The sequence below is a fragment of the Streptomyces sp. NBC_01549 genome, assembly GCF_026339955.1.
GTDB lineage: Bacteria > Actinomycetota > Actinomycetes > Streptomycetales > Streptomycetaceae > Streptomyces.
On the sequence record NZ_JAPEPW010000001.1, the window covers coordinates 844542 to 865503 of the forward strand.

The 20962-nt window shown below is 72.1% G+C and carries 17 protein-coding genes; 7 read left to right on the plus strand and 10 right to left on the minus strand.

Going from position 1 to position 20962, the window contains the following annotated elements; genetic code table 11:
• Nucleotides 1-22 precede the first annotated feature (22 nt).
• From OG819_RS03520 to OG819_RS03535, 4 genes are read left to right on the plus strand one after another with little or no spacing between them, the layout of a single operon-like run.
• Nucleotides 23-1090, plus strand: a complete 1068-nt coding sequence (locus OG819_RS03520) for an ABC transporter permease (protein ID WP_266629248.1) — start codon at nucleotides 23-25, stop codon at nucleotides 1088-1090.
• Between the two features lie 23 nt (nucleotides 1091-1113).
• Entirely contained in the window at nucleotides 1114-2037 is a 924-nt protein-coding gene (locus OG819_RS03525) for an ABC transporter permease (protein ID WP_266431891.1), read from the plus strand.
• Nucleotides 2034-3056, plus strand: a complete 1023-nt coding sequence (locus OG819_RS03530; protein ID WP_266629246.1) for an ABC transporter ATP-binding protein — start codon at nucleotides 2034-2036, stop codon at nucleotides 3054-3056. Before OG819_RS03525 ends, OG819_RS03530 begins: the two co-directional genes overlap by 4 nt.
• On the plus strand, nucleotides 3053-4054 hold the full coding sequence (locus OG819_RS03535; protein ID WP_266647973.1) for an ABC transporter ATP-binding protein: 1002 nt from the start codon (nucleotides 3053-3055) through the stop codon (nucleotides 4052-4054). Before OG819_RS03530 ends, OG819_RS03535 begins: the two co-directional genes overlap by 4 nt.
• Nucleotides 4055-4181: 127 nt before the next feature.
• Here OG819_RS03535 and OG819_RS03540 read toward each other — a convergent pair whose 3' ends face one another.
• The 9 genes from OG819_RS03540 to rimP all read right to left on the minus strand — a co-directional run bounded on the left by OG819_RS03540 (nucleotide 4182) and on the right by rimP (nucleotide 16327).
• The gene (locus OG819_RS03540; RefSeq protein ID WP_266629237.1) at nucleotides 4182-5135 is read right to left on the minus strand and encodes a bifunctional riboflavin kinase/FAD synthetase; all 954 of its coding nucleotides are present in this window, start codon (nucleotides 5133-5135) and stop codon (nucleotides 4182-4184) included.
• A 116-nt stretch (nucleotides 5136-5251) separates the two neighbouring features.
• Nucleotides 5252-8908, minus strand: a complete 3657-nt coding sequence (locus tag OG819_RS03545; RefSeq protein ID WP_266647975.1) for a serine protease — start codon at nucleotides 8906-8908, stop codon at nucleotides 5252-5254.
• 255 nt (nucleotides 8909-9163) lie between these two features.
• A complete protein-coding gene (gene truB / locus OG819_RS03550) occupies nucleotides 9164-10069 on the minus strand; it encodes a tRNA pseudouridine(55) synthase TruB (protein ID WP_266647976.1) in 906 nt (301 codons plus the stop codon).
• Nucleotides 10066-10521 (minus strand): 30S ribosome-binding factor RbfA, encoded by a 456-nt coding sequence (rbfA, locus tag OG819_RS03555; protein WP_266629231.1) that lies wholly within the window; start codon nucleotides 10519-10521, stop codon nucleotides 10066-10068. Before rbfA ends, truB begins: the two co-directional genes overlap by 4 nt.
• Nucleotides 10522-10554: 33 nt before the next feature.
• Nucleotides 10555-10848, minus strand: a complete 294-nt coding sequence (locus tag OG819_RS03560) for a DUF503 domain-containing protein (protein WP_266647977.1) — start codon at nucleotides 10846-10848, stop codon at nucleotides 10555-10557.
• A gap of 263 nt (nucleotides 10849-11111) precedes the next feature.
• Nucleotides 11112-14267, minus strand: coding sequence for a translation initiation factor IF-2 (gene infB, locus OG819_RS03565; RefSeq protein ID WP_266629227.1), 3156 nt, complete (start codon nucleotides 14265-14267; stop codon nucleotides 11112-11114).
• Nucleotides 14268-14414: 147 nt separating this feature from the next.
• Nucleotides 14415-14693, minus strand: a complete 279-nt coding sequence (locus OG819_RS03570; RefSeq protein ID WP_266430692.1) for a YlxR family protein — start codon at nucleotides 14691-14693, stop codon at nucleotides 14415-14417.
• A gap of 102 nt (nucleotides 14694-14795) precedes the next feature.
• Complete coding sequence (gene nusA, locus OG819_RS03575; RefSeq protein ID WP_266430695.1) at nucleotides 14796-15818, minus strand: transcription termination factor NusA; 1023 nt, start codon at nucleotides 15816-15818, stop codon at nucleotides 14796-14798.
• Between the two features lie 2 nt (nucleotides 15819-15820).
• A complete protein-coding gene (rimP, locus tag OG819_RS03580) occupies nucleotides 15821-16327 on the minus strand; it encodes a ribosome maturation factor RimP (protein WP_266430698.1) in 507 nt (168 codons plus the stop codon).
• A 582-nt stretch (nucleotides 16328-16909) separates the two neighbouring features.
• Between rimP and OG819_RS03585 the strand changes: the two genes are divergently transcribed.
• From OG819_RS03585 to OG819_RS03595, 3 genes are all read left to right on the plus strand, one after another.
• Nucleotides 16910-17452: a hypothetical protein gene (locus OG819_RS03585; RefSeq protein WP_266647979.1), complete on the plus strand. Its 543-nt coding sequence runs from the start codon at nucleotides 16910-16912 to the stop codon at nucleotides 17450-17452.
• Nucleotides 17449-17931 carry a ferritin-like domain-containing protein gene (locus OG819_RS03590; RefSeq protein ID WP_266647981.1) on the plus strand — a complete coding sequence of 161 codons (483 nt, stop codon included), beginning with the start codon at nucleotides 17449-17451 and terminating at the stop codon, nucleotides 17929-17931. Before OG819_RS03585 ends, OG819_RS03590 begins: the two co-directional genes overlap by 4 nt.
• 89 nt (nucleotides 17932-18020) lie before the next feature.
• Nucleotides 18021-18962, plus strand: coding sequence for an aminoglycoside phosphotransferase family protein (locus OG819_RS03595; RefSeq protein ID WP_266652557.1), 942 nt, complete (start codon nucleotides 18021-18023; stop codon nucleotides 18960-18962).
• Between the two features lie 247 nt (nucleotides 18963-19209).
• On the opposite strand, the gene OG819_RS03600 is transcribed toward OG819_RS03595, so the two are convergent.
• Entirely contained in the window at nucleotides 19210-20904 is a 1695-nt protein-coding gene (locus OG819_RS03600; RefSeq protein WP_266629219.1) for a proline--tRNA ligase, read from the minus strand.
• Nucleotides 20905-20962: the final 58 nt, after the last annotated feature.

The following is a 20962-nucleotide window of genomic DNA, read 5'->3' on the forward strand; positions in this document are numbered from 1 at the left end:
CGTACGAGCGAATGAGTAGTTCATGACCGCTGAGGCAACACCCTCGCTGGTCGAGGCGACCGACGGTCCGGCTCAGGCCGGGCCGTCGGTCCGCGGGCCACGGGCGCGCACCACCACCGCGTATCTACGGTACGTGGCGGGCAAGTTGGGCGGCGCGGCCGTCTCGCTGCTGGCCGTCCTCGTCACCAGCTTCTTCCTCTTCCGGCTCATCCCCGGCGATCCGGTGAAGTACATGACGGGTGGCCGGCAGGTCTCGGCCGAGCAACTCGCGCACTACCGAGAGGAGTTCGGGCTCGATCTGCCGCTGTGGCAGCAGTTCACCGACTACTGCGGCAAGGCGCTCACCGGTGACCTGGGCACCTCGTACCAGTTCCGGGCCCCCGTCATCGACAAGATCTCCGAAGCACTGCCGAACACCCTCCTGCTCACCGGCACGGCGTTCATCCTGTACACCGCGCTCGGCATCTTCATCGGCACCCGCTCGGCCTGGCGGAGCGGCGGCACGAGCGACCGTCTCAACACCGGCCTGGCCCTGACGCTGTACTCGATCCCGTCCTTCTGGCTCGGCCTACTGCTCATCATCGTCTTCTCGGTGGGCATGGGCCCGATCCCGGGCCTGTTCCCGACCGGCGGCATGGAGTCGGGCGGCAAGGAGGGCTTCGCGTACGTCCTCGATGTCGCCCATCATCTGATCCTGCCGGTGGTGACGCTGGTCGCCGTCGAGTACGGCCAGACACTGCTGGTCACACGCTCGGCGCTGCTGGACGAGATGGGCAGCGACTATCTGACGACGGCGCGCGCGAAGGGCCTGCGGGACGATCTCGTCCGCCGTCGCCACGCCGTGCCGAACGCGCTGCTGCCGACCGTCACCCTCATCTTCATCAACCTCGGCCGGACGGTCGCGGGAGTGATCCTCGTCGAGACCGTCTTCTCCTGGCCCGGCCTGGGCGGGCTCTTCTACCAGGCGCTGAGCGTGCCCGATCTGCCGCTGGTCCAGGGACTGTTCTTCGTCTTCGCCTCGGCGGTGATCGTGATGAACACCCTGGCCGATCTGATCTATCCGCTGCTGGACCCACGGGTGGGCCGATGACCACGACCGAGTCGGACGGGCCGATGACAACCGAAGCAACCCCACAGGTGGCCGCGGTCGGCCCGCGCACCCTCGCCTGGCAGCGCCGCCGCCACTCCGCCGCCCGCTTCTGGCGGCAGTACCGCACCCACCGGGCGGGCGTCTTCGGACTCGCCGCCCTCGCCCTCTTCGCCCTGATCGCCCTGACCGCGCCGCTGACCGTCGGCTCTGACGTGCAGAGCGTGACCGACGCGCCGGGCGGCCCGATGGAGAGCCCGAGCGCCCGATTCCCGCTCGGCACCGACCAGTTCGGGCGCAATCTGCTCGGGCTCGTGGTGTGGGGTGCCCGGGTCTCGCTGCTCGTCGGACTGCTCGCGGCCGTGCTCTCCGTCGCGATCGGCGCGCTCATCGGGATCACCGCGGGTCACTTCCGCGGCTGGTACGCGACCGTGATCATGCGGATCACGGACTGGTTCCTGGTCATGCCGACGCTGGTGCTCGCGATCGCGCTGATGACCGTGATGTCGCGCTCGATCGGCACGATCATCCTGGCAATCGGCGTCACCACCTGGCCGACCACCGCCAGGCTGGTGCGTGCGCAGACCCTCGCCGTGGAGTCGCGGCCGTACATCGAGCGGGCGAAGGCGCTCGGCGGCGGGCACTGGCACATCATGTCCCGACACGTGCTGCCCAATGTGATGCCGCTGGTGCTGGCGCAGACCACCCTGATCATCTCCTCCGCGATCCTCGCCGAGGCGACCCTCGCCTTCCTCGGGCTCGGTGACCCGACCGTCGTGTCCTGGGGCGGGCTGCTCCAGGACGCGCGGGAGGCGGGCGCGGTCAGCGCGGGCAAGTGGTGGTACCTGGTGCCGCCGGGGGTCGCGATCGCGGTGGTCGCGCTGGCGTTCACGCTGTGCGGGCGCGCGGTCGAGTCCGTCCTCAACCCCAAGCTGGGGGTGACCCGATGAGCACTGCGACGAAGCGGCGTCTGCTGGAGGTCAGGAACCTCGAGGTGACGTACGCGGGCGGGGCGGCCGCCGTGCGCGGCGTGGACCTCTCCCTCGACGCGGGCCAGAAGCTGGGCATCGCGGGCGAGTCCGGCTGCGGCAAGTCCACGCTGGCGCTCGCGCTGCTGCGGCTGCTGCCCGCGGGCACCCGCACGAGCGGGGAGATCCTGCTCGACGGCGAGGACGTGCTCACGATGAAGTGGGGGCGGGTACGGGCGGTCCGCTGGGCGGGCGCCTCGATCGTCTTCCAGGGCGCGATGCACTCCCTCAACCCCGTGCACCGCGTCGGCGACCAGATCGCCGAGCCGATCCTGCTCCACAAGAAGGCCACCCCGGCGGGCGCGAAGAAGAAGACCGGCGAGCTGCTGGAGCACGTCGGCCTGCCCGCCGCCCGCGCGAACGCCTACCCGCACGAGCTGTCCGGCGGGCAGCGCCAACGCGTCATGATCGCCATGGCCCTGGCCTGCGACCCCCGGCTCGTCATCGCCGACGAACCGACCACGGCCCTCGACGTGATGATCCAGGCCCAGATCCTGCGCCTGATCGAACACCTCGTCGCCGAGCAGGAGTTGGGCCTGATCATGATCAGCCACGATCTCGCGGTACTGGCCGACACCTGCGACCGGCTCGCGGTGATGTACGCGGGCCGTGTCGTCGAGGAGGGCCCCGCCCGGCAGGTGTACGACGCGGCCCGACACCCGTACGGCAAGGCGCTGTCGGCGGCGTTCCCGCGCATCGGCGACGCCGCCTCGCGGTTCGCGCCACGCGGACTGCCGGGCGATCCACCGGACCCGTCGGCGCTGCCGTCCGGCTGTACGTTCCACCCCCGGTGCGCGGTGGCGCTGGACCGCTGCGCGACCGAGGATCAGGCACTGCGGGAGGCGGGTGCGGGGCGCCGGGCCGCCTGTGTGCACGCCGGCGCGACCGTCCCCGAGCCGGGCAGCACCCCGGCCCAAGAAGCCAGGAGCAGCGCCCCATGACCACGACGACCACCGCCGTGACCGCGGCTCCCCTGCTCCGCGCCGAGGGCCTGCACATCGCCTTCCCCGGACGTCACGGCGCCGCCCGCGCGCGTGCCGTCGACGGGGTCGACCTCGACATCCGCCCCGGCGAGATCGTCGCCCTGGTCGGCGAGTCGGGCTGCGGCAAGACGACGCTGGCCCGCTCCCTGCTCGGCCTGGTCCCGCCGACCGACGGCCTCGTCACCTTCGACGGCAGGCCGCTCGACTACTCCGCACGCGCCCTCAAGGCCTACCGCAAGCGCGTCCAGCTGGTCCTGCAGGATCCCAGTGGCTCGCTCAACCCCCGGCACACGGTGTACGACGCCGTGGCCGAGGGACTGCGCATCCACCGGTACGGCGGCGACGAGCGCGCGGCGGTCGCCGAAGCCCTCTCACGGGCGGGTCTGCGTCCGCCGGACCGCTTCTTCCTGCGCTACCCGCACGAGCTGTCCGGCGGCCAGCGCCAGCGCGTCGTCATCGCGGGCGCGCTGGTCCTGGAGCCCGAACTCATCGTCGCCGACGAGCCGGTGGCCTCCCTCGACGCGTCGGTACGCGGCGAGATCCTCGCCCTGCTGCTGCGGCTGCGCGCCGAGCTCGGCCTGTCCGCCCTGGTGGTGACCCACGACCTGGGGCTGGCGTGGAACATCGCCGACCGGGTCGCGGTGATGTATCTGGGCCGAATCGTGGAGACGGGCGAGGTGGAGAAGGTCCTGACGGCGCCCCGGCATCCGTACACCCAGGCCCTGTTGTCGGTCCTCCCGGAGGCCCCGGGCGAGCCGGTGGTCCTCACCGGCGAACCCCCGGACCCCTCCCGCATCCCCGCCGGCTGCCGCTTCCACGCGCGCTGCCAGATCCTGGCGAGCGGGGAGGCCGAGCGGGCGGGCGTCGCGGACGCGTGCCGGGGCGAGGATCTGGAGGTGCTGGCCGGGAGCGGCGAGGCACAGGTGGCGTGCCACTGGGCACGGCTCCGGACGTGAAGCAGACGGCGTGCCACTGACGGCTCGGTACGTGAAGCGGACGGCGTGCGGCCGGGTGCGGCTCAAGACGTAAGCGGGGGCGCCCGGTGCCTTTGAAAGCGCCGACGCCCCTGGCCCGTACGACGAGTCACTCCCCCTCGTACGCCTCGATCAGCTCGCGCGAGCGCTTCACATCGTCGGCGATGGCTTCCAGCAGCGCCTCGATGGAGTCGAACTTGGCCATGCCGCGGACGTAGGCGAGGAAGTCGACGGCGACGTGCAGGCCGTACAGGTCGAGGCCTACGCGGTCGATGGCGTACGCCTCCACCGTGCGCTCGGTGCCGTCGAACTGCGGGTTGGTGCCGACGGAGATCGCGGCGGGCATCGCCTCGCCCTCGACGTGCAGCCAGCCCGCGTAGACGCCGTCGGCGGGGATCGCGGTATGCGGGAGGGTCTCGACGTTGGCCGTGGGGAAGCCGAGCTCGCGGCCACGCTGGGCGCCGCGGACGACGACCCCCTCGACGCGGTGCGGGCGGCCCAGGATCTCACGCGCGCCCTCGACATCGCCCTCGGCGACCAGCCGCCGGGTCAGGGTCGAGGAGAAGGGCTCGCCGCCTCCGGCGGATCCGCTCACGTACAGCTCCACCACCTCGACGTCGAAGTCGTACGTCTTGCCCTGCTCGCGCAGGAAGTCGACATTGCCCGCGGCCTTGTGGCCGAAGCGGAAGTTCGGGCCCTCGACGACGGCCCTGGCGTGCAGCTTGTCGACGAGGACCTTCACCACGAAGTCGGCGGGCGACAGCTTCGAGAACTCGGTGGTGAAGGGGAGGACGAGCAGCGCGTCCACACCCAGCTCGGCACAGAGCTCGGCGCGGCGGTGGTGCGGGGCGAGCAGCGGGGGGTGGCTGCCGGGGCGCACGACCTCGCTCGGGTGCGGGTCGAAGGTCACCAGGACGGAGGGAACGCCCAGCTCACGGGCGCGGTCCACGGCATGCTTGATGATCAGCTGGTGTCCGCGGTGCACCCCATCGTAGGAACCGATGGTGACGACGCTGCGCCCCCAGTCCTCGGGGATGTCCTCCAAGCCACGCCAGCGCTGCACTGTGACCGCTCCTTGTCGAACCCGTGTCCGTGATTGCCTCATTCGCAGCTCTAAGGGTGCCATGCCGCGTGCGCTCGGTTCGCATCGGCATCGGGGTGTGACGCATCGCGCACGGTTCAGGCCGGAACCCGTATCCCGGAGAGGCTCTCGATCATGCGGCGGGTACTCGGGCCGACCACGCCGGCCCACTCCTCGGGGGCGCCCGTCAGCCAGCGTGCCACCAGGGTCGCGAAGCCGGGGACCTGGCGGGCGAGCTCGACCAGACCGCGGTCGAATCCGGTGGCTCCGGCGGGGGTGCGGACGAGGAGCAGGCCTGTACGGTGCACCAGCTCACGGGTGGGTTCCTCGCCCCGGCGGGCCGCGCCGTCCGCGGCGGCCCGCAGCAGGGTGCCGAGGACGGCCGGGTCCTGCTCGTGTGCGAGCAGCAGGTCCAGCAGCTCGCGCCGCAACGGGCCGCAGTCCCGGCCGCCCGGCGCCGCCAGGACGGCCGCGAGGGCCGCCCGCACGGTGGCCGGACAACCGACCAGTAGACCGGTGACCAGCGGGAAGAGGACAGATCGTGCCGCGGGACCGTGTGTGAGGCGGCGGTCGACATACGCGGCCACGTGCGCGGCGGCCTCGGGGCACAGCTCCACCACTTCCCTGACCAGCACACCGACGCGGCGGGCGAGCGCGGGCGTGGTGACGTCGGCGAGCGTGCGCAGCGCTTCCGCGGCGTCCGCGTCCGGCTGCCGCAGCCGGGTCCGGAAGGCGTCGAGCACCGGGTCGGGGTGCGTGTTCAGGGCCGCGACCAGGGCACTGGCGGGAAGCCGCGGATCGCCCGCGACGAAGCGCTCCAGCGCTTGCGGCAGGTACCGGGCCCGCGTCCACGGATCCCGTACGAGCAGGCCGAGCGCGCCGCCGTGCAGTGCGCGGTCGGTGGGGCGGGCCAGCAGGGTCAGCGCCGCGTAGCGCAGCAGCTCGCGGTCGGCCTCGGTGCGCACGTGCGGCGCGGCGCGCAGCCCGTACGCCATCGCCGCCACCCGCCGGGCCGGACGCTCGTCGTGTGCCCACCGGTCCACCGCCCGGCACACGGCCGAGGGCTCCTCCTCGGCGAGCGCGGCCAGCAGCTCGTCCGCGCGCCGGTGGGCGCAGTCGACGAGGGCCTCCGCGAGGTCGTCCAGGGCGCGCCGCCGGTGCGCGTACAGCAGGGCCTGCGCGGCGGTCGCCACGGTCGCGTGAGGCGTGGCGGGCAGCGGACGGTCGTCGTCGAACCAGGGCGTGAGGTGGGGTTGTACGGCGGTGGGGTCGGCGGCGAGGAGTCGGGCGACGGCGTCCAGGTAGCGCGAGGTCTCCGGGGGACGGCGGCGGTGGGCGCCGGAGGCGGTGCGGGAGTCCTCGGCCGGGCCCGCCGGACGCGGTGCCCCGTCCGCGACGACCAGGCGCCTGAGCAGATCGAAGCGCTCCGCCTCCGGCAGCGGCAGCGCCTCCCAGAAGAAGGGCCCGAACTCCGCCGGCACGCCCCGGCCTTCGGTGCGCCACACCACGATCCGCTCGGCCAGCAGCCGCAGGACGCTGACGTACGAGGCCGCGTCGGGCAGGCGCACCAGGACGTCGGCGAGGAGATGGGTGGCCCACCAGATGCCGTCCCCGGTGGGGGTGGCGTCTTCGGTCGGGGCGTGTTCCTCCGGCGGCAGGTCGTCCATGGCCTCGACGAGGTCTTCGAGTCGGCGGGCCAGCGCACCGGCACCCTGGTGACGGGCCAGCAGGAGGAGGGCCTGCACGACGGGGCCGATGCGGTGGCGCGGCACCGTCACTGGACGGGCGCGGGCCGACGGGCTGGCGGGCATCCACTGCTCCGGTACACGCTCGGCACACGAGGCTTCGCGGCGCCGGTGAACCAGGGCGTCCAAGGCCGGGCCCAGGTCCAGGTGGGTGGCCTGGATCCAGTCGGCGAGCTCCTCGTGGGCGAACCGGTAGCCGCTCCCGGCGGGGACCATGAGGCCCTCCGCGAGGACGGCGGAGGCCCAGCCGGTGGCACCGCCCGGGCGGCGTCCGGGGGCGGTGCCCCAGGGGAAGACGGCCTCGAAGGACGCCCGGTCCAACCGGCCCTGCCCAGGTCCCAGACAGCGCCGCGCGGCCTCGTGCACCTGGCCGGAGACCTGGGCGGCGAGCCTTCGTACGGCCGTGCCGCGCAGCCCGTTCGCCGCCGCGAGCCGGACCGCGACGCGCAGGCACATCAGGTCCAGATGGGCGGCGAAGACCTCCTCGCGGTCGAGTGGCCGGGTCGGCGCGTCCGGCCGCGTGGCCCACACCTCCGCCAGCAGCCGCAGCGTCAGCGGATGCCGCGCGTCGGCGGCCACCAGCGCGTCCTCGGGGATCCCGGCCCGCGACCTGACCCGCCGCGCCTCCTCCTCGGTCAGTCCGTCCAGCCGGACGCAGGGCGGACTCGACGGCTGCGGGTCGGCACCGGACCGGTGCAGCGACTGGGCCGGGAACTCTGCCCCCGCCTGCTCCCAGTACTCGGCACGGCAGGCGACGACCAGCCGCGCCCCGCTCGCCCGCAGCCACTCGGCCGTGCCCTCGGTCCACTCGGGCAGCCGGTGGGCGGGGTCGGGCGGCATCTCCTCCGGTCCGTCGAGGAGGAGCAGCAGTGGCCGTCCGGCGGCCCGTGCCAGCCGGGCCAGCCGGTCGGGACCGATGTCGCCGAGCTCTCCCTCGTACCTGCCGGACGGCAGCACCCACGGCTCCTGGCGCACGCTCTCCTCCGGGGCCGCCAGGATCCGCCCCGCCCGCTCCAGCGCGCGGGTGGCCGCGTCGGCGACGGAGGTGTCGGTGGCGAGGAGGTCGGCGCCGCGCAGCCAGAGGGTGGGAGCCGGCTCGGCGCCGCGGGTGCGGCGGGCGGCGAGCGCCGCGAGTTCCGTCGTACGGCCGCTGCCGGGTGGGCCGACGAGTCCGAGAACGGCGGCCGGGCCGCTCTCGAAGGCCGCGAACTCCCTTACGACCGCGGCCCGTTCGACGATGGCGGGTGCCGCGCCGCCGGTGGCCGCCGAGGCCACGGCCCCGCGGCCGTCCGAGCCCACCGAGGCCGCCGTGAGTTCGAGTACGCCTGCCGGATTGAGGTCGGCCCCGTACGCGGGGACGGTGGCGGCGTTGCGGTCGAGGAGTTCGGCGAGCGGCCCCGTGACGCCGGGGGTGCGCAGGAGGACCGCGAAACCCGCCGTCCGGTGCTCGGTGTGCAGCGCCGTGCCGAGCACCCCGATCACCGCACCGGTCAAGGCGTCGAGGACGGGTCCCCCGGCCGCCCCGCCGGCCGGCCGGAGCGCGTCCGCGCCCGCCGTGCCGATCGCCAACTCCATCGCCTCGTCGAGGAGATGGAGGCGATCGGTCGCCGTGTACGTCACGGCGGTGCTGCCCAGTACCCGGGCCTCGCGCCAGCCGCCCGCGGCGATCCGTACGTACGTGCCGGTCCCGACTCTCTCCCGCACGGTGACGGGGAGCGGATCGAGGCCGAGACCCTCGGTCCGTACGAGCGCCAGATCGGTTTCGGGGAGTGGGGTCACGGCGTCGGAGGTCACCACGCAGCTGCGGTCACCGAGAGCGTGCAGCACCAGGCGGGCCAGGCCGTCGACGGCCTCGTGGCTGGTGATCACCGTGCCCTGGTGGTCGGCGACGAAGCCCGTGCCGCGCGGACGTCCGGCCAGGTCGCAGACGCGCACCAGGGACGCTTCCCGCGTGCGGCGGGCGTCGTCCGGTGTCTGCTCGTTCCCGGTCCGCGAGCCCCGTCCCGCCATGCTCGAACCTCCCCGCGCCGTGCTCCTTTTCCCGACGGTAGGCGCCAAATGATCAGCGGAACAGATCACGTACGAAACGCGCCCCCTTCCGCTCCCTCGGTTCACTCCGAGCGCCTGCCCGAAGGGGTGAATAGGGCAGAGCGGATGGATACACAGTTGGGTGGGGGAACCGAGGGGGGACCGTGGAGCGGCGGGCACGAAACCCCGTGACCGCCGCTCCACGGGCAGGTGCCCGAGCAGGAAGAAGCGCCGGCCTCAGCCGAATACGGCGAGGCTCTTCGCCTTGCCCTTCTCTTCCTCCACCAGCGCGAGGACCCGGCCCTCCGGGTCGAAGACGGCCACAGCGCCGACCCCCACGTACTCCTCGGGGATCTCCAGGCGTACGCCGTTGAGCAGCAGCCGGGCCCGCCTGGCGTCCACGTCCCAGCGCGGGAACGCGGCCGCGGCGGCCTCGGCGATCGGCATCACGGTCAGCTCCTCCTGGAGCTGGTCGAGGGTGCGCGCGGCGTCGAGCTTGTACGGGCCCACGCGGGTGCGGCGCAGCGCGGTGAGGTGACCGCCGACGCCCAGGTCCGTGCCCAGGTCCCGGGCGAGCGCCCGGATGTACGTCCCGGACGAGCAGACCACGGAGACGACCAGGTCGAGCACCGGCGTGCCGTTCTCGGCCACGGCGTCCCGGATGTCGTACACCGCGAACGAGGAGACCGTCACCGGGCGGGCCGGGATCTCGAAGTCCTCGCCCTCGCGCGCCCGCTTGTACGAGCGCACGCCGTCGATCTTGATGGCGCTGACCTTGGACGGCACCTGCATGATCCGGCCGGTCAGCTTGGCGACCCCGGCGTCGATGGCCTCCCGGGTCACCCTGGAGGCGTCGGCGGACGAGGTGATGTCGCCCTCGGCGTCGTCCGTCAGGGTGTCCTGGCCGAGCCGGATGGTCCCCAGGTACTCCTTCTCGGTGAGCGCCAGGTGCCCGAGGAGCTTGGTCGCCTTCTCGACACCGAGGACGAGCACGCCCGTCGCCATGGGGTCGAGCGTGCCGGCGTGTCCGACGCGGCGGGTCCTGGCGATCCCGCGCATCTTGGCGACCACGTCGTGCGAAGTGAAGCCCGACGGCTTGTCGACGATGACAAGCCCGTCGGGCGTCTTGGTCTTCTGCGTCATTCCGCGGCGTCGCCGTCCGTCTCGTCGTCCTCGCCCGGCCTCTTGTACGGGTCCGCGTCACCTGCGAAGGCGGCGCCCGCCGAGACCTCGCGCACCTTCGCGTCCGAGGCCCGTGCCTTGTCGAGCAGGTCCTCGATCGTCTTGGCGGTGTCCGGCAGGGCGTCCGCGACGAAGGTCAGCGTCGGCGTGAACTTCACGCCCGCCGCCGCGCCGACCGCCGAGCGGAGCACGCCCTTGGCGCTCTCCAGGCCCGCGGCCGCGGCCGCGCGCTCCTCGTCGTCCCCGTAGACCGTGTAGAAGACGGTCGCCTCCCGGAGGTCCCCGGTGACCCTGGTGTCCGTGATGGTGACATGGGTGCCGAGCCGCGGGTCCTTGATCCCGCGCTGCAGCTTCTGGGCCACCACCTCTCGGATGAGGTCCGCCAGCCTCTTGGCACGCGCGTTGTCGGCCACTGGTCCGTCTCCTTCTTCGCCTTGCTTGTTCCGTCAGTCTTCGTCTGTATGAAGTCTGCGCCGTACCGACAGCAGCTCCACCTCCGGTCGCGCCGCGACGAGCCGCTCGCAGCGGTCCAGTACCTCGGTGAGGTGCTCGGTCTCTCCGGAGACCACCGCCAGGCCGATCTCGGCCCTGCGATGAAGGTCCTGGTTGCCCGTCTCCGCCACGCTCACCGCGTACTTCCGCTGGAGTTCAGCGACGATCGGCCGGACGAGAGAGCGTTTCTCCTTGAGCGAGTGAACATCGCCGAGGAGCAGATCGAAGGACAGCGTCCCCACATACATGTGTAACCGGATGTCCCGCCGGTACGGGATAGATGGCCTGCCAATGCGCTTGGCAGGGACATCAGAACCGTACAACGAACGGGTGGGATGCTCGCCGGGGTTTTTCGCCCGCGGACCGGTGGTGGCTTGTCGCGCCCACGCGGCGGAGCCGCATATGTCACAGGCCCGCGCCCCTAGAAGGGGCGCGGGGAACTGCGCGATCTCCTAAACGGCAAGCTGGCCGACGGTGAACTTCTCACCGCCGGCCAGCTCAAGCCACTGCGTTACGCCCGCGGCTTCTCGCGCATCTCGTACGTCGCGATGACGTCGTCGACCTTGATGTCGTTGAAGTTTCCGAGGTTGATACCACCCTCGAAGCCTTCGCGGATCTCGGTGACGTCGTCCTTGAAGCGACGCAGCCCGGAGATGTTGAGGTTCTCCGCGATGACCTTGCCGTCGCGGACGAGGCGCGCCTTGGTGTTGCGCTTGACCTCGCCCGAGCGGACCAGGACACCGGCGATGTTGCCCAGCTTGGACGACTTGAAGACCTCGCGGATCTCCGCCGTGCCGAGCTCGACCTCCTCGTACTCCGGCTTGAGCATGCCCTTGAGGGCCGCCTCGATCTCCTCGATGGCCTGGTAGATCACCGAGTAGTACCGGACGTCGACGCCCTCGCGCTCCGCCATCTGCGCCGCGCGGCCCGCAGCGCGGACGTTGAAGCCGATGACGATCGCGTCGGAGCCGGTCGCCAGGTTGATGTCCGACTCGGTGACCGCACCCACACCACGGTGCAGGACACGGATGTCGACCTCGTCGCCGACGTCGAGCTGGAGCAGCGAGGACTCGAGAGCCTCCACCGAACCGGACGCGTCGCCCTTGATGATGAGGTTGAGTTCCTGCACCAGACCGGCCTTGAGGGCCTCGTCCAGGTTCTCCAGGGAGAACCGGACACCCCGGCGGGCGAAGTTGGCGTTGCGCTCACGCGCCGCGCGCTTCTCGGCGATCTGACGCGCCGTGCGGTCCTCGTCGACAACCAGGAAGTTGTCGCCGGCGCCCGGGACGTTGGTGAGACCGAGGACGAGGACCGGGGTCGAGGGACCCGCCTCTTCCACGTTCTCGCCCTTGTCGTCGAGCATCGCGCGGACACGGCCGTACGCGTCGCCGACCACCATGGTGTCGCCGACCCGCAGAGTGCCTCGCTGGACCAGGACGGTCGCGACGGCGCCGCGGCCACGGTCGAGGTGGGACTCGATCGCGATGCCCTGCGCGTCCTGCTCCGGGTTGGCCCGCAGGTCGAGCGAGGCGTCCGCGGTCAGGACCACGGCCTCGAGCAGCTGGTCGATGTTCAGACCCTGCTTGGCGGAGATGTCGACGAACATCGTGTCGCCGCCGTACTCCTCGGCCACCAGACCGAACTCGGTGAGCTGACCGCGCACCTTCGTCGGGTCGGCGCCCTCGACGTCGATCTTGTTGACCGCGACCACGATCGGCACGTCGGCCGCCTTGGCGTGGTTCAACGCCTCGATCGTCTGGGGCATCACACCGTCGTTGGCCGCCACCACGAGGATCGCGATGTCGGTCGACTTCGCACCACGGGCACGCATGGCGGTGAACGCCTCGTGACCCGGGGTGTCGATGAAGGTGATGCGACGCTCTTCGTCGTTGACCTCGGTCGTGACCTGGTACGCACCGATGTGCTGCGTGATACCGCCGGCCTCGCCCGCGACGACGTTCGTCTTGCGGATGGTGTCCAGCAGTCGGGTCTTACCGTGGTCGACGTGACCCATGACGGTCACGACCGGCGGACGCGCGACGAGGAACTCCTCGCCGCCCTCGTCCTCGCCGAACTCGATGTCGAAGGACTCGAGCAGCTCGCGGTCCTCCTCCTCGGGGCTGACGATCTCGAGGACGAAGTTCATCTCGTCCGCGAGGAGCTTCAGCGTCTCGTCGGAGACGGACTGCGTGGCAGTGACCATCTCGCCGAGGTTCATCATCACGCCGACGAGCGACGCCGGGTTGGCGTTGATCTTCTCCGCGAAGTCGGTGAGGGACGCACCGCGCGACAGGCGGACGGACTGTCCGTTGCCGCGAGGCAGCATCACGCCGCCGACCGACGGGGCCTGCATGGCCTCGTACTCCTGGCGCCTCTGCCGCTTCGACTTGCGACCACGACGCGCCGGACCGCCGGGACGGCCGAACGCACCCTGTGTGCCACCACGGCCACCGGGACCACCCGGACGACCGCCGAAGCCGGGACGGCCACCGCCGCCACCGCCGGGACCACCGGGACGACCGGCGAAACCGCCACCGCCACCGCCGGGACCGGCCGGACGACCGGCGAAACCGCCACCGCCGCCACCGGGACGACCGGCGAAACCGCCGCCACCCGGACGACCGCCGCCGCCACCGGGACCACCGGGACGACCGCCGCCGCCACCGGGACCGCGGCCACCGGGGCCACCGCCGGGACGCGGGCTACCCGCAGCGGGACGCTGCGGCATCATGCCGGGGTTCGGACGGTTGCCACCGGGGCCACCGCCGGGACGCGGAGCGCCACCCTGCGGACGAGGCATACCGCCCGGAGTCGGACGAGCACCGCCCGGACCGCCCTGCGGACGCGGAGCGCCGCCGGGACCGCCCTGGGGACGGGGACCACGGTCCTGGCCCGCGCCCTGCGGACGCGGAGCGCCGCCGGGACGGTCGCCACCGGGACGCGGAGCACCGCCGGGACGGGGCGCCTGGGGGCGCGCCATACCGGTGGAGCCGCCGGACGTGAAGGGGTTGTTGCCCGGACGCGGGCCGGCCGGACGAGCACCGGGACGCGGGGCCTGGCCGCCGGGACGCGGGGCGCCCTGACGGTCGCCGCGCTCGGGACGGTCGCCGCGACCCTGACCACCCTGGCCGGGACCACCGGCCGGACGGGCACCACCGGGACGCGGAGCCTGGCCACTGGGGCGCGGGCCACCCGGACGGGGACCTGCGGCAGGAGCCGCAGGAGCCGCCGGAGCCGACGGGGGTGCGGTGAACTCGGGCACAGCCGGAGCCGGAGCCGCCGGAGCGGGCTTCGGAGCGGGCTTGGGACCCGGAGTCGGGCGCGGACCCGGAGCAACCGGGGCAGCCGGGGCAGCCGGCGTGACCGGAGCAGCGGCGGGGCGCTCGGCCACGGCCGGCTTCGGGGCCGGCGGGCGCGGGGCGGCCGGACGGGCAGCCTGCGCCGGAGAGGGGGCACCCGGCTTTGCCGGGGCAGCCTTACGTGCGGGGGCGGGCTTGCCGCCACCGCTGCCCTGCTGGAGGGCGTCAGTCAGTTTGCGTACAACGGGCGCCTCGATCGTCGAGGACGCCGAACGGACGAATTCACCGAGCTCCTGGAGCTTGGCCATGACGACCTTGCTCTCAACCCCGAACTCCTTGGCGAGTTCGTATACCCGGACCTTAGCCACTTCGCTCCTTTTAGGTCCGGGTTGCGTCCGGACCGTCGCTACTTCATGGGCGTACTCATCGCGTGCTCATCGAGTGCTCATCGCAATCTCGACCTACTTCCAACTCGCGGGGTACCAGGGCCGCACGGGGGCTCCGTACGACACTCCTTACGGTGTTGCCTGCTCGACGTAGAGGCGCAACGCCGCCGTGTCGAGCGATCCCGGGGCACGCAGCGCCCGAGGAAACGCCCGGCGGCGTACCGCCAGGTCGAAACAGACCAGGGCGGGGTGTACATAAACGCCCCGGCCGGGCAGCGTACCGCGATGATCGGGGACGCATTCACCCTCGACCGCCACGATCCGCAGCAGATCAGTCTTGGCCGCTCGCTCCCGGCACCCCACACAGGTGCGTTCAGGGCATGCGCGGGCTCGCGTCCGGCCAGACACTCTTAAGTCTACCTCCCCGCGGCGACCTCACCCCTTTGGGGCAAGAATCGAACAGTTGCCGCGCATATAACTGACGTGATCTAAGCCACCTACGGCTCAGAACTATTCCCGGTGCTGGTCCGCGCCGCGCCGGGCGGTCTCTTCGGACGGCTGCTCGGTGTCCGGACGGATGTCGATGCGCCAGCCGGTGAGGCGGGCCGCGAGGCGGGCGTTCTGGCCCTCCTTGCCGATCGCCAGCGACAGCTGGTAGTCCGGGACGGTCACGCGCGCGGAACGGGCCGCGAGGTCCACGACCTCGACCTTGGAGACACGGGCGGGGGAGAGCGCGTTCGCCACCATCTCGGCCGGGTCGTCCGACCAGTCGACGATGTCGATCTTCTCGCCGTTCAGCTCGGCCATCACGTTGCGCACCCGGCCGCCCATAGGGCCGATGCAGGCGCCCTTGGCGTTCAGACCCGAACGGGTGGACCGGACGGCGATCTTCGTACGGTGACCGGCCTCGCGTGCGATCGCGGAGATCTCGACGGACCCGTCGGCGATCTCCGGCACCTCCAGGGCGAAGAGCTTCTTCACCAGATTGGGGTGCGTACGGGACAGGGTGACGGACGGACCGCGCACGCCCTTCGCCACCCGAACGACGTACGAGCGCAGCCGCAGCCCGTGCTGATACGTCTCTCCCGGGACCTGCTCCTGCACCGGCAGGATGGCCTCCAGCTTGCCAATGTCGACGAGTACGTTCTTGGGGTCGCGCCCCTGCTGTACGACACCCGTGACGATGTCGCCCTCCCGGCCGGCGTACTCACCGAGCGTCGCGTCGTCCTCGGCGTCCCGCAGGCGCTGCAGGATGACCTGCTTGGCGGTGGTCGCGGCGATCCGGCCGAACCCCGACGGGGTGTCGTCGAACTCGCGGGCCTCCTGCCCCTCCTCCAGGTCCTGGGGGTCCTCCTTCGCCCACACGGTCACATGGCCGGTCTCCCGGTCGAGCTTGACGCGCGCGTGGCGGCGGCTTCCCTCGGTGCGGTGGTAGGCGATGAGGAGGGCCGACTCGATCGCCTCGACCAGCAGGTCGAAGGAGATCTCCTTCTCCCGTACCAAGCCCCGCAGGGCACTCATGTCGATGTCCACGGCTACGCCTCCTCTGCGTTCTCTTCGTTCTTGTTCTTACGGTTGAACTCGACCTGGACGCGGGCCTTGGCGATGTCTTCGAAGGCGAGCCGCTTGGCGGTGGGCTTGCGCCCCTTCACGCCGGGCACCTCGACATCGACACCCTCTTCGTCCACTTCGAGGATTCTCGCGACCAACTCGCCACCGTCCCCCAGCTGGAACTTCACCAGGCGGTCCGTGGCGCGTACGTAGTGACGGTGCTCCTTGAGCTCGCGCTCGGCACCGGGGGTTCCGACCTCGAGGGTGTACTCGCCCTCGCCCATCGCGTCCGTCTCGTCGAGCTTCGCCGAGAGCGCGCGGCTCACATCGGCGATCGCGTCCAGATCGGCGCCTTCGTCGGAATCGACGACGACACGCAACACACGCTTGCGTCCGACCGAGTCCACTTCGACCTCTTCGAGGTCGAGTCCCTGAGAGCTGACGAGCGGTTCCAGCAGTTCTCGCAGCCTCTCGCTCTGGGTGGTGCTCATCCGGGTGACTCCTCGGCCGCGTGTGCTGTTGTGGGTTGGTCGCGTGTCTGGTCAAAGGGTATCCGGTCGCGGAGGGTGTTGCCGTCCACCATTCCCTCGCCCCCACCGCCCCTACCCGTCCCATCCCAGGGGCTTCGCCTCGGCCCCCCGCATCGCCCGAAGGGCTCGTCCTCAAACGCCGGACGGGCTGAACATACGGGCCGGGTGGGCGGGGCGGGCGAGGTACCGCCTTCGTCGTAGCCCTTGAACGCCGGACGAGCCGAGTTCCTTCAGGGGCGCGGGGAACTGCGCGACCAGCCCCCACCCTCCCGCAGCCGAAGAACGTCGGGCCGGCGGGGAATCGGGCCCAAGCCCCGCCCTGGGGGCGCGGGGAACTGCGCGAGTGGCTCCCACCCGCCCGCAGCCGAACGGGCAGCCGACGGGGGCGGGGGCGGAGTTCCGGGAGGATGGGGCGGGTAGGGGCGGCGGGGGCGAGGACACGGGTTGGGGAGAGCCGCTGGGGGGCTATCCAGTGGGGCACGGGTACCGTGATCACGGGCGTGCCGCCCTCCCTTTCGTACGAGCCTCCCGAGGACGTCTGCCGTGCCGTTCACCCTGCCGCCGCGCACCCCCTCGGGGCCGCGCCGAAGGAGCCTGCTCGCCTCCGCCGCGGGCACCTTCGTGCTCGTGGGCTGTTCCGCCCCCGAGTCGTCCACCGACACCACGGACAGGAGCCCCTCGGCCGAGGACCGCGCACGCGCACGCGCGGCCCGCGACAGCGAGTCGCTCGCGGCACGCTACGGCGCCGTGATCACCGCCCATCCCCCACTGGCGGCCCGGCTGAAGCCACTGCGGGCGGAGGTCGTACGGCACGCGAAGGCGTTCGGGGGCGCCGGAACCGCCGGCAGCCGCCCCTCCGCCTCCGGCTCACCGTCGGCCTCCGCGTCGGCGCACCCCAGCCCCTCCCCCACCGTGCCCGCCGCCGAGAAGGACGCCCTCGCCGATCTCGCCTCCGCCGAGCGCACCTTGGCGGACCAGCGGACGAAAGCCCTGTTGGCGGTTCCGGGCGAGCTGGCCAGGCTCCTGGCCTCGGTGGCCGCGGCCGGAGCCGCACACGCGTTCCTGCTGACGGAAGGTGCCAAGTGAGCACACCCAAGGACACGAAGGGCGCCGAGCTCGGCGCGTTGCAGGCCGCGCTCGCCGCCGAACACGCCGTCGTCTACGGGTACGGAGTCGTCGGCGGCAAGATCGACGACAGTCGCCGGGGCGAGGCCCGATCGGCGTACGACGCGCATCGGGCGCGGCGCGACGAGTTGGCGCGCGCCATACGGGATGTGGGCGGCAAGCCGGAGGTCTCGGCCGCGGCGTACGCACTGCCGTTCGACGTACGGGACTCCGCCGCGGCCGTACGGCTCGCCGCCGACTTGGAGGAGCGCGTGGCCGGGGTGTACTCCGACCTCGTACGCGCCTCCTCGGGCGACCGGCGGCGCATGGCCGCCGAGGCGTTGCGGGAAGCGGCGGTGCGGGCAGTGCGCTGGCGCGGGGAGAGCGTAGCCTTCCCTGGTCTCGCCGAGCGGGCTGCCCCCTCGGCCACCTCGGTCGCGGCGACGCCGTCACCTTCGTGACACGCCCCTGACAGCCAGGTGGGGTCGACCTGGACGACGTGGACGACGTGGACCAGTTGGAAAGGAACACTCGCGCAATGGACTCGCGCATGGCCTTCGAACCGCCGCGGCGCCTGGTACGGGCGCTCGGCGAGACGCAGCGGAACGGGTCCAACGGCTCCGGCGGGTCCGACGAGACGGGTGAGTGGCTGGACAAGCTGCCCGCGCTGGCGCAACAGACGGTCGATCTACGCGAGTTGACCGTGGAACGGGTGCAGGCGCCCGGCGGCCGCAGCAGCCTCGTTCTGCTCGTCCGGCAGGCCGACGGGACGCCCGCCGTCCTGAAGCTGGCGCCGCCGCGGGCCCGTCCGGAGAGCGAGCGGGCCGCGCTCGCCCACTGGGACGGCCGGGGCGCCGTGCAGCTCCTCAACCCCGCCGACGCGCAGGCCGACACCCACGGCGTACTGCTGTTGGAGCGCCTGCGTCCTGATCTGTCCGTGCGTTCGCTGCCGGAGGCGAAGGCTCTGCTGGAGGCGGCCGGGACGCTGCGGCGGCTGTGGGTCGAACCGCCGGCCACCCATGTCATCGAGACCGTCGCCGAGCGGACCGGGCGGCAGGCCGAGGCGATGCGGGTGGCGGCGGGCGCCGACACGGAGGTCGCGCCTCTGGTCGACGCGGCGCTCGCGGCCCGCGAGGAACTCCTCGCCGACCCGCCCGAGGAGCGGCTGTTGCACGGCACCTTCCGGCAGAGCAAGGTACTCGCCGGGGAGCGTATGCCCTGGCTGGCCGTGGGCCCGGACCCGGTGGTCGGCGAGTGCGCCTTCGACCTGGCCCGGCTGGTCCGGGACCGGGTGGAGGACCTGATCGCGTCCCCTTCGGGGTCGTCGATCACGCGGCGGCGGGTGAAGCGGCTCGCCGAGTCCCTGGAGGTGGACCAGGAGCGGCTGCGGGGCTGGACGCTGTTCCGGGCGGTCGAGTCCGGCGTACGGGCGGGGCGGGTCGGGCGTCCGCAGGACGCGGAGCTGCTGCTGGAGTTCGCCGGCTGGCTCTGACTGCGCTGCGGGGGGGGCGGTGGTTCCCAGGCGGACGCTCGTGCCGAGGGCGCGCCGGTCGGCGGCGGCCGTGGTGCCGCGGGAGAGAGTGACCATCACGACGCCCCTGTCATGGCTGCTCCCCTCCGAATGACGCTCTGTCACGTCCTACGGTCGGGGAGCAGCCCGAGGGAAGCCCCTGAGGCGCTCGTGCGCCCCGAAGAGGTCCCTGAGAGACCCCTTTAATTACGGACTTCGAGTACCTCGGTCACGCCGAGAGACGCGCGATCGCCTCGTCGACGGTCAGTTCCTCGCGCTCGCCGGTACGGCGGTCCTTCAGCTCGAGGACACCCTCGGCCGAGCGCCGCCCGGCCACCAGGATCTGCGGTACGCCGATGAGCTCGGCGTCCGTGAACTTCACGCCCGGGGAGACCCCGGCGCGGTCGTCCACGAGGACGCGCACGCCCGCCGCGCCCAGCTTCTCCGACACGTCGAGGGCCAGCTCGGTCTGCAGAGCCTTGCCGGCGGCGACGACGTGGACGTCGGCGGGAGCGATCTCCTTGGGCCAGCACAGTCCCTGCTCGTCGGCCCACTGCTCGGCGAGCGCCGCGACCGCGCGGGAGACACCGATGCCGTACGAGCCCATGGTCACGCGGACCGGCTTGCCCTGCTGGCCGAGGACGTCGAGCTGGAAGGTGTCGGCGTACTTGCGGCCGAGCTGGAAGATGTGGCCGATCTCGATGGCGCGGTCCAGCTTGAGGCCGGTGCCGCACTTGGGGCACGGGTCGCCCTCTTCCACCACGACGACGTCCAGGTAGTCGTCGACCTCGAAGTCGCGGCCGGCGACGACGTTCTTCGCGTGCGTGTTGACCTTGTTGGCGCCGGTGATCCAGGCCGTGCCGGGGGCCACGCGCGGGTCGGCGATGTAGCGGATCTTCTCCAGGCCCTGCGGACCGACGTAGCCGCGCACGAGGTCGTCGCGGCCCTCGAAGTCCTCGGCGGTGACGAGTTCGACGACGGAGGGGGCGAGGTGCTCGCCCAGCTTGCCGAGGTCGACCTCGCGGTTGCCGGGAACGCCGACGGCGACGATCTCGCCGTCGACCTTGACGAGGAGGTTCTTGAGGGTGGCGGAGGCCGGGACGCCGAGGTGCTCGGCGAGCGTCTCGATGGTGGGGGTGTCGGGGGTGTCCAGCTCCTCGACCGGGCCGACACCGGAACCGTCCACCGGCTTCAGGGCGAAGGTGACGGCCTCCGTGTTGGCCGCGTAGTCGCAGGACGGGCAGTCCACGAAGGTGTCCTCACCGGCCGCGGCGGGCGCGAGGAACTCCTCCGACGCCGAGCCGCCCATGGCGCCCGAGACGGCCGACACGATGCGGTAGTCCAGCCCCAGGCGGGCGAAGATCTTCTGGTAGGCGGCGCGGTGGAGCGCGTACGACTCCGCGAGGCCCTCGTCCGTCGTGTCGAAGGAGTACGAGTCCTTCATCTGGAACTCGCGACCGCGCAGCACGCCGGAGCGCGGGCGGGCCTCGTCGCGGTACTTCGTCTGGATCTGGTACAGCATGACCGGCAAGTCCTTGTAGGACGCGACCTGGTCCTTCACGACGAGCGTGAAGATCTCCTCGTGGGTCGGGCCGAGGAGGTACTCGCCGCCCTTGCGGTCCTTGAGGCGGAAGAGGAGGTCGCCGTACTCCTCCCAGCGGGCGGATGCCTCGTAGGGCTCCTTGGGCAGCAGGGCCGGCAGGAGGACCTCCTGCGCCCCGATGGCGTCCATCTCCTCGCGTACGACCCGGGAGATGTTGTCGAGGACCTTCTTGCCGAGCGGCAGCCAGGTCCAGATACCGGCGGAGTTGCGGCGCACGTAGCCGGCGCGGACGAGCAGCTTGTGGCTGAGCGTCTCGGCGTCCGCCGGGTCGTCACGCAGTGTCTTGACCATCAAACGGGACATGCGCTGGACCTGGGCCATGATTCTCGACTCCTGCTGCGTAAGGGTGATGGCTAGGAGGTTAGCCGGGCGGCCCAGC

Coding starts and splice junctions, on each gene's coding strand:
- OG819_RS03600 (WP_266629219.1), bottom strand. CDS start 20,904: ATGGCCCAGGTCCAGCGCATGTCCCGTTTGATGGTCAAGACACTGCGT.
- OG819_RS03595 (WP_266652557.1), top strand. CDS start 18,021: ATGGCCTTCGAACCGCCGCGGCGCCTGGTACGGGCGCTCGGCGAGACG.
- OG819_RS03520 (WP_266629248.1), top strand. CDS start 23: ATGACCGCTGAGGCAACACCCTCGCTGGTCGAGGCGACCGACGGTCCG.
- rimP (WP_266430698.1), bottom strand. CDS start 16,327: ATGAGCACCACCCAGAGCGAGAGGCTGCGAGAACTGCTGGAACCGCTC.
- OG819_RS03530 (WP_266629246.1), top strand. CDS start 2,034: ATGAGCACTGCGACGAAGCGGCGTCTGCTGGAGGTCAGGAACCTCGAG.
- OG819_RS03535 (WP_266647973.1), top strand. CDS start 3,053: ATGACCACGACGACCACCGCCGTGACCGCGGCTCCCCTGCTCCGCGCC.
- OG819_RS03545 (WP_266647975.1), bottom strand. CDS start 8,908: ATGGCGGGACGGGGCTCGCGGACCGGGAACGAGCAGACACCGGACGAC.
- OG819_RS03525 (WP_266431891.1), top strand. CDS start 1,114: ATGACAACCGAAGCAACCCCACAGGTGGCCGCGGTCGGCCCGCGCACC.
- truB (WP_266647976.1), bottom strand. CDS start 10,069: ATGACGCAGAAGACCAAGACGCCCGACGGGCTTGTCATCGTCGACAAG.
- OG819_RS03560 (WP_266647977.1), bottom strand. CDS start 10,848: ATGTATGTGGGGACGCTGTCCTTCGATCTGCTCCTCGGCGATGTTCAC.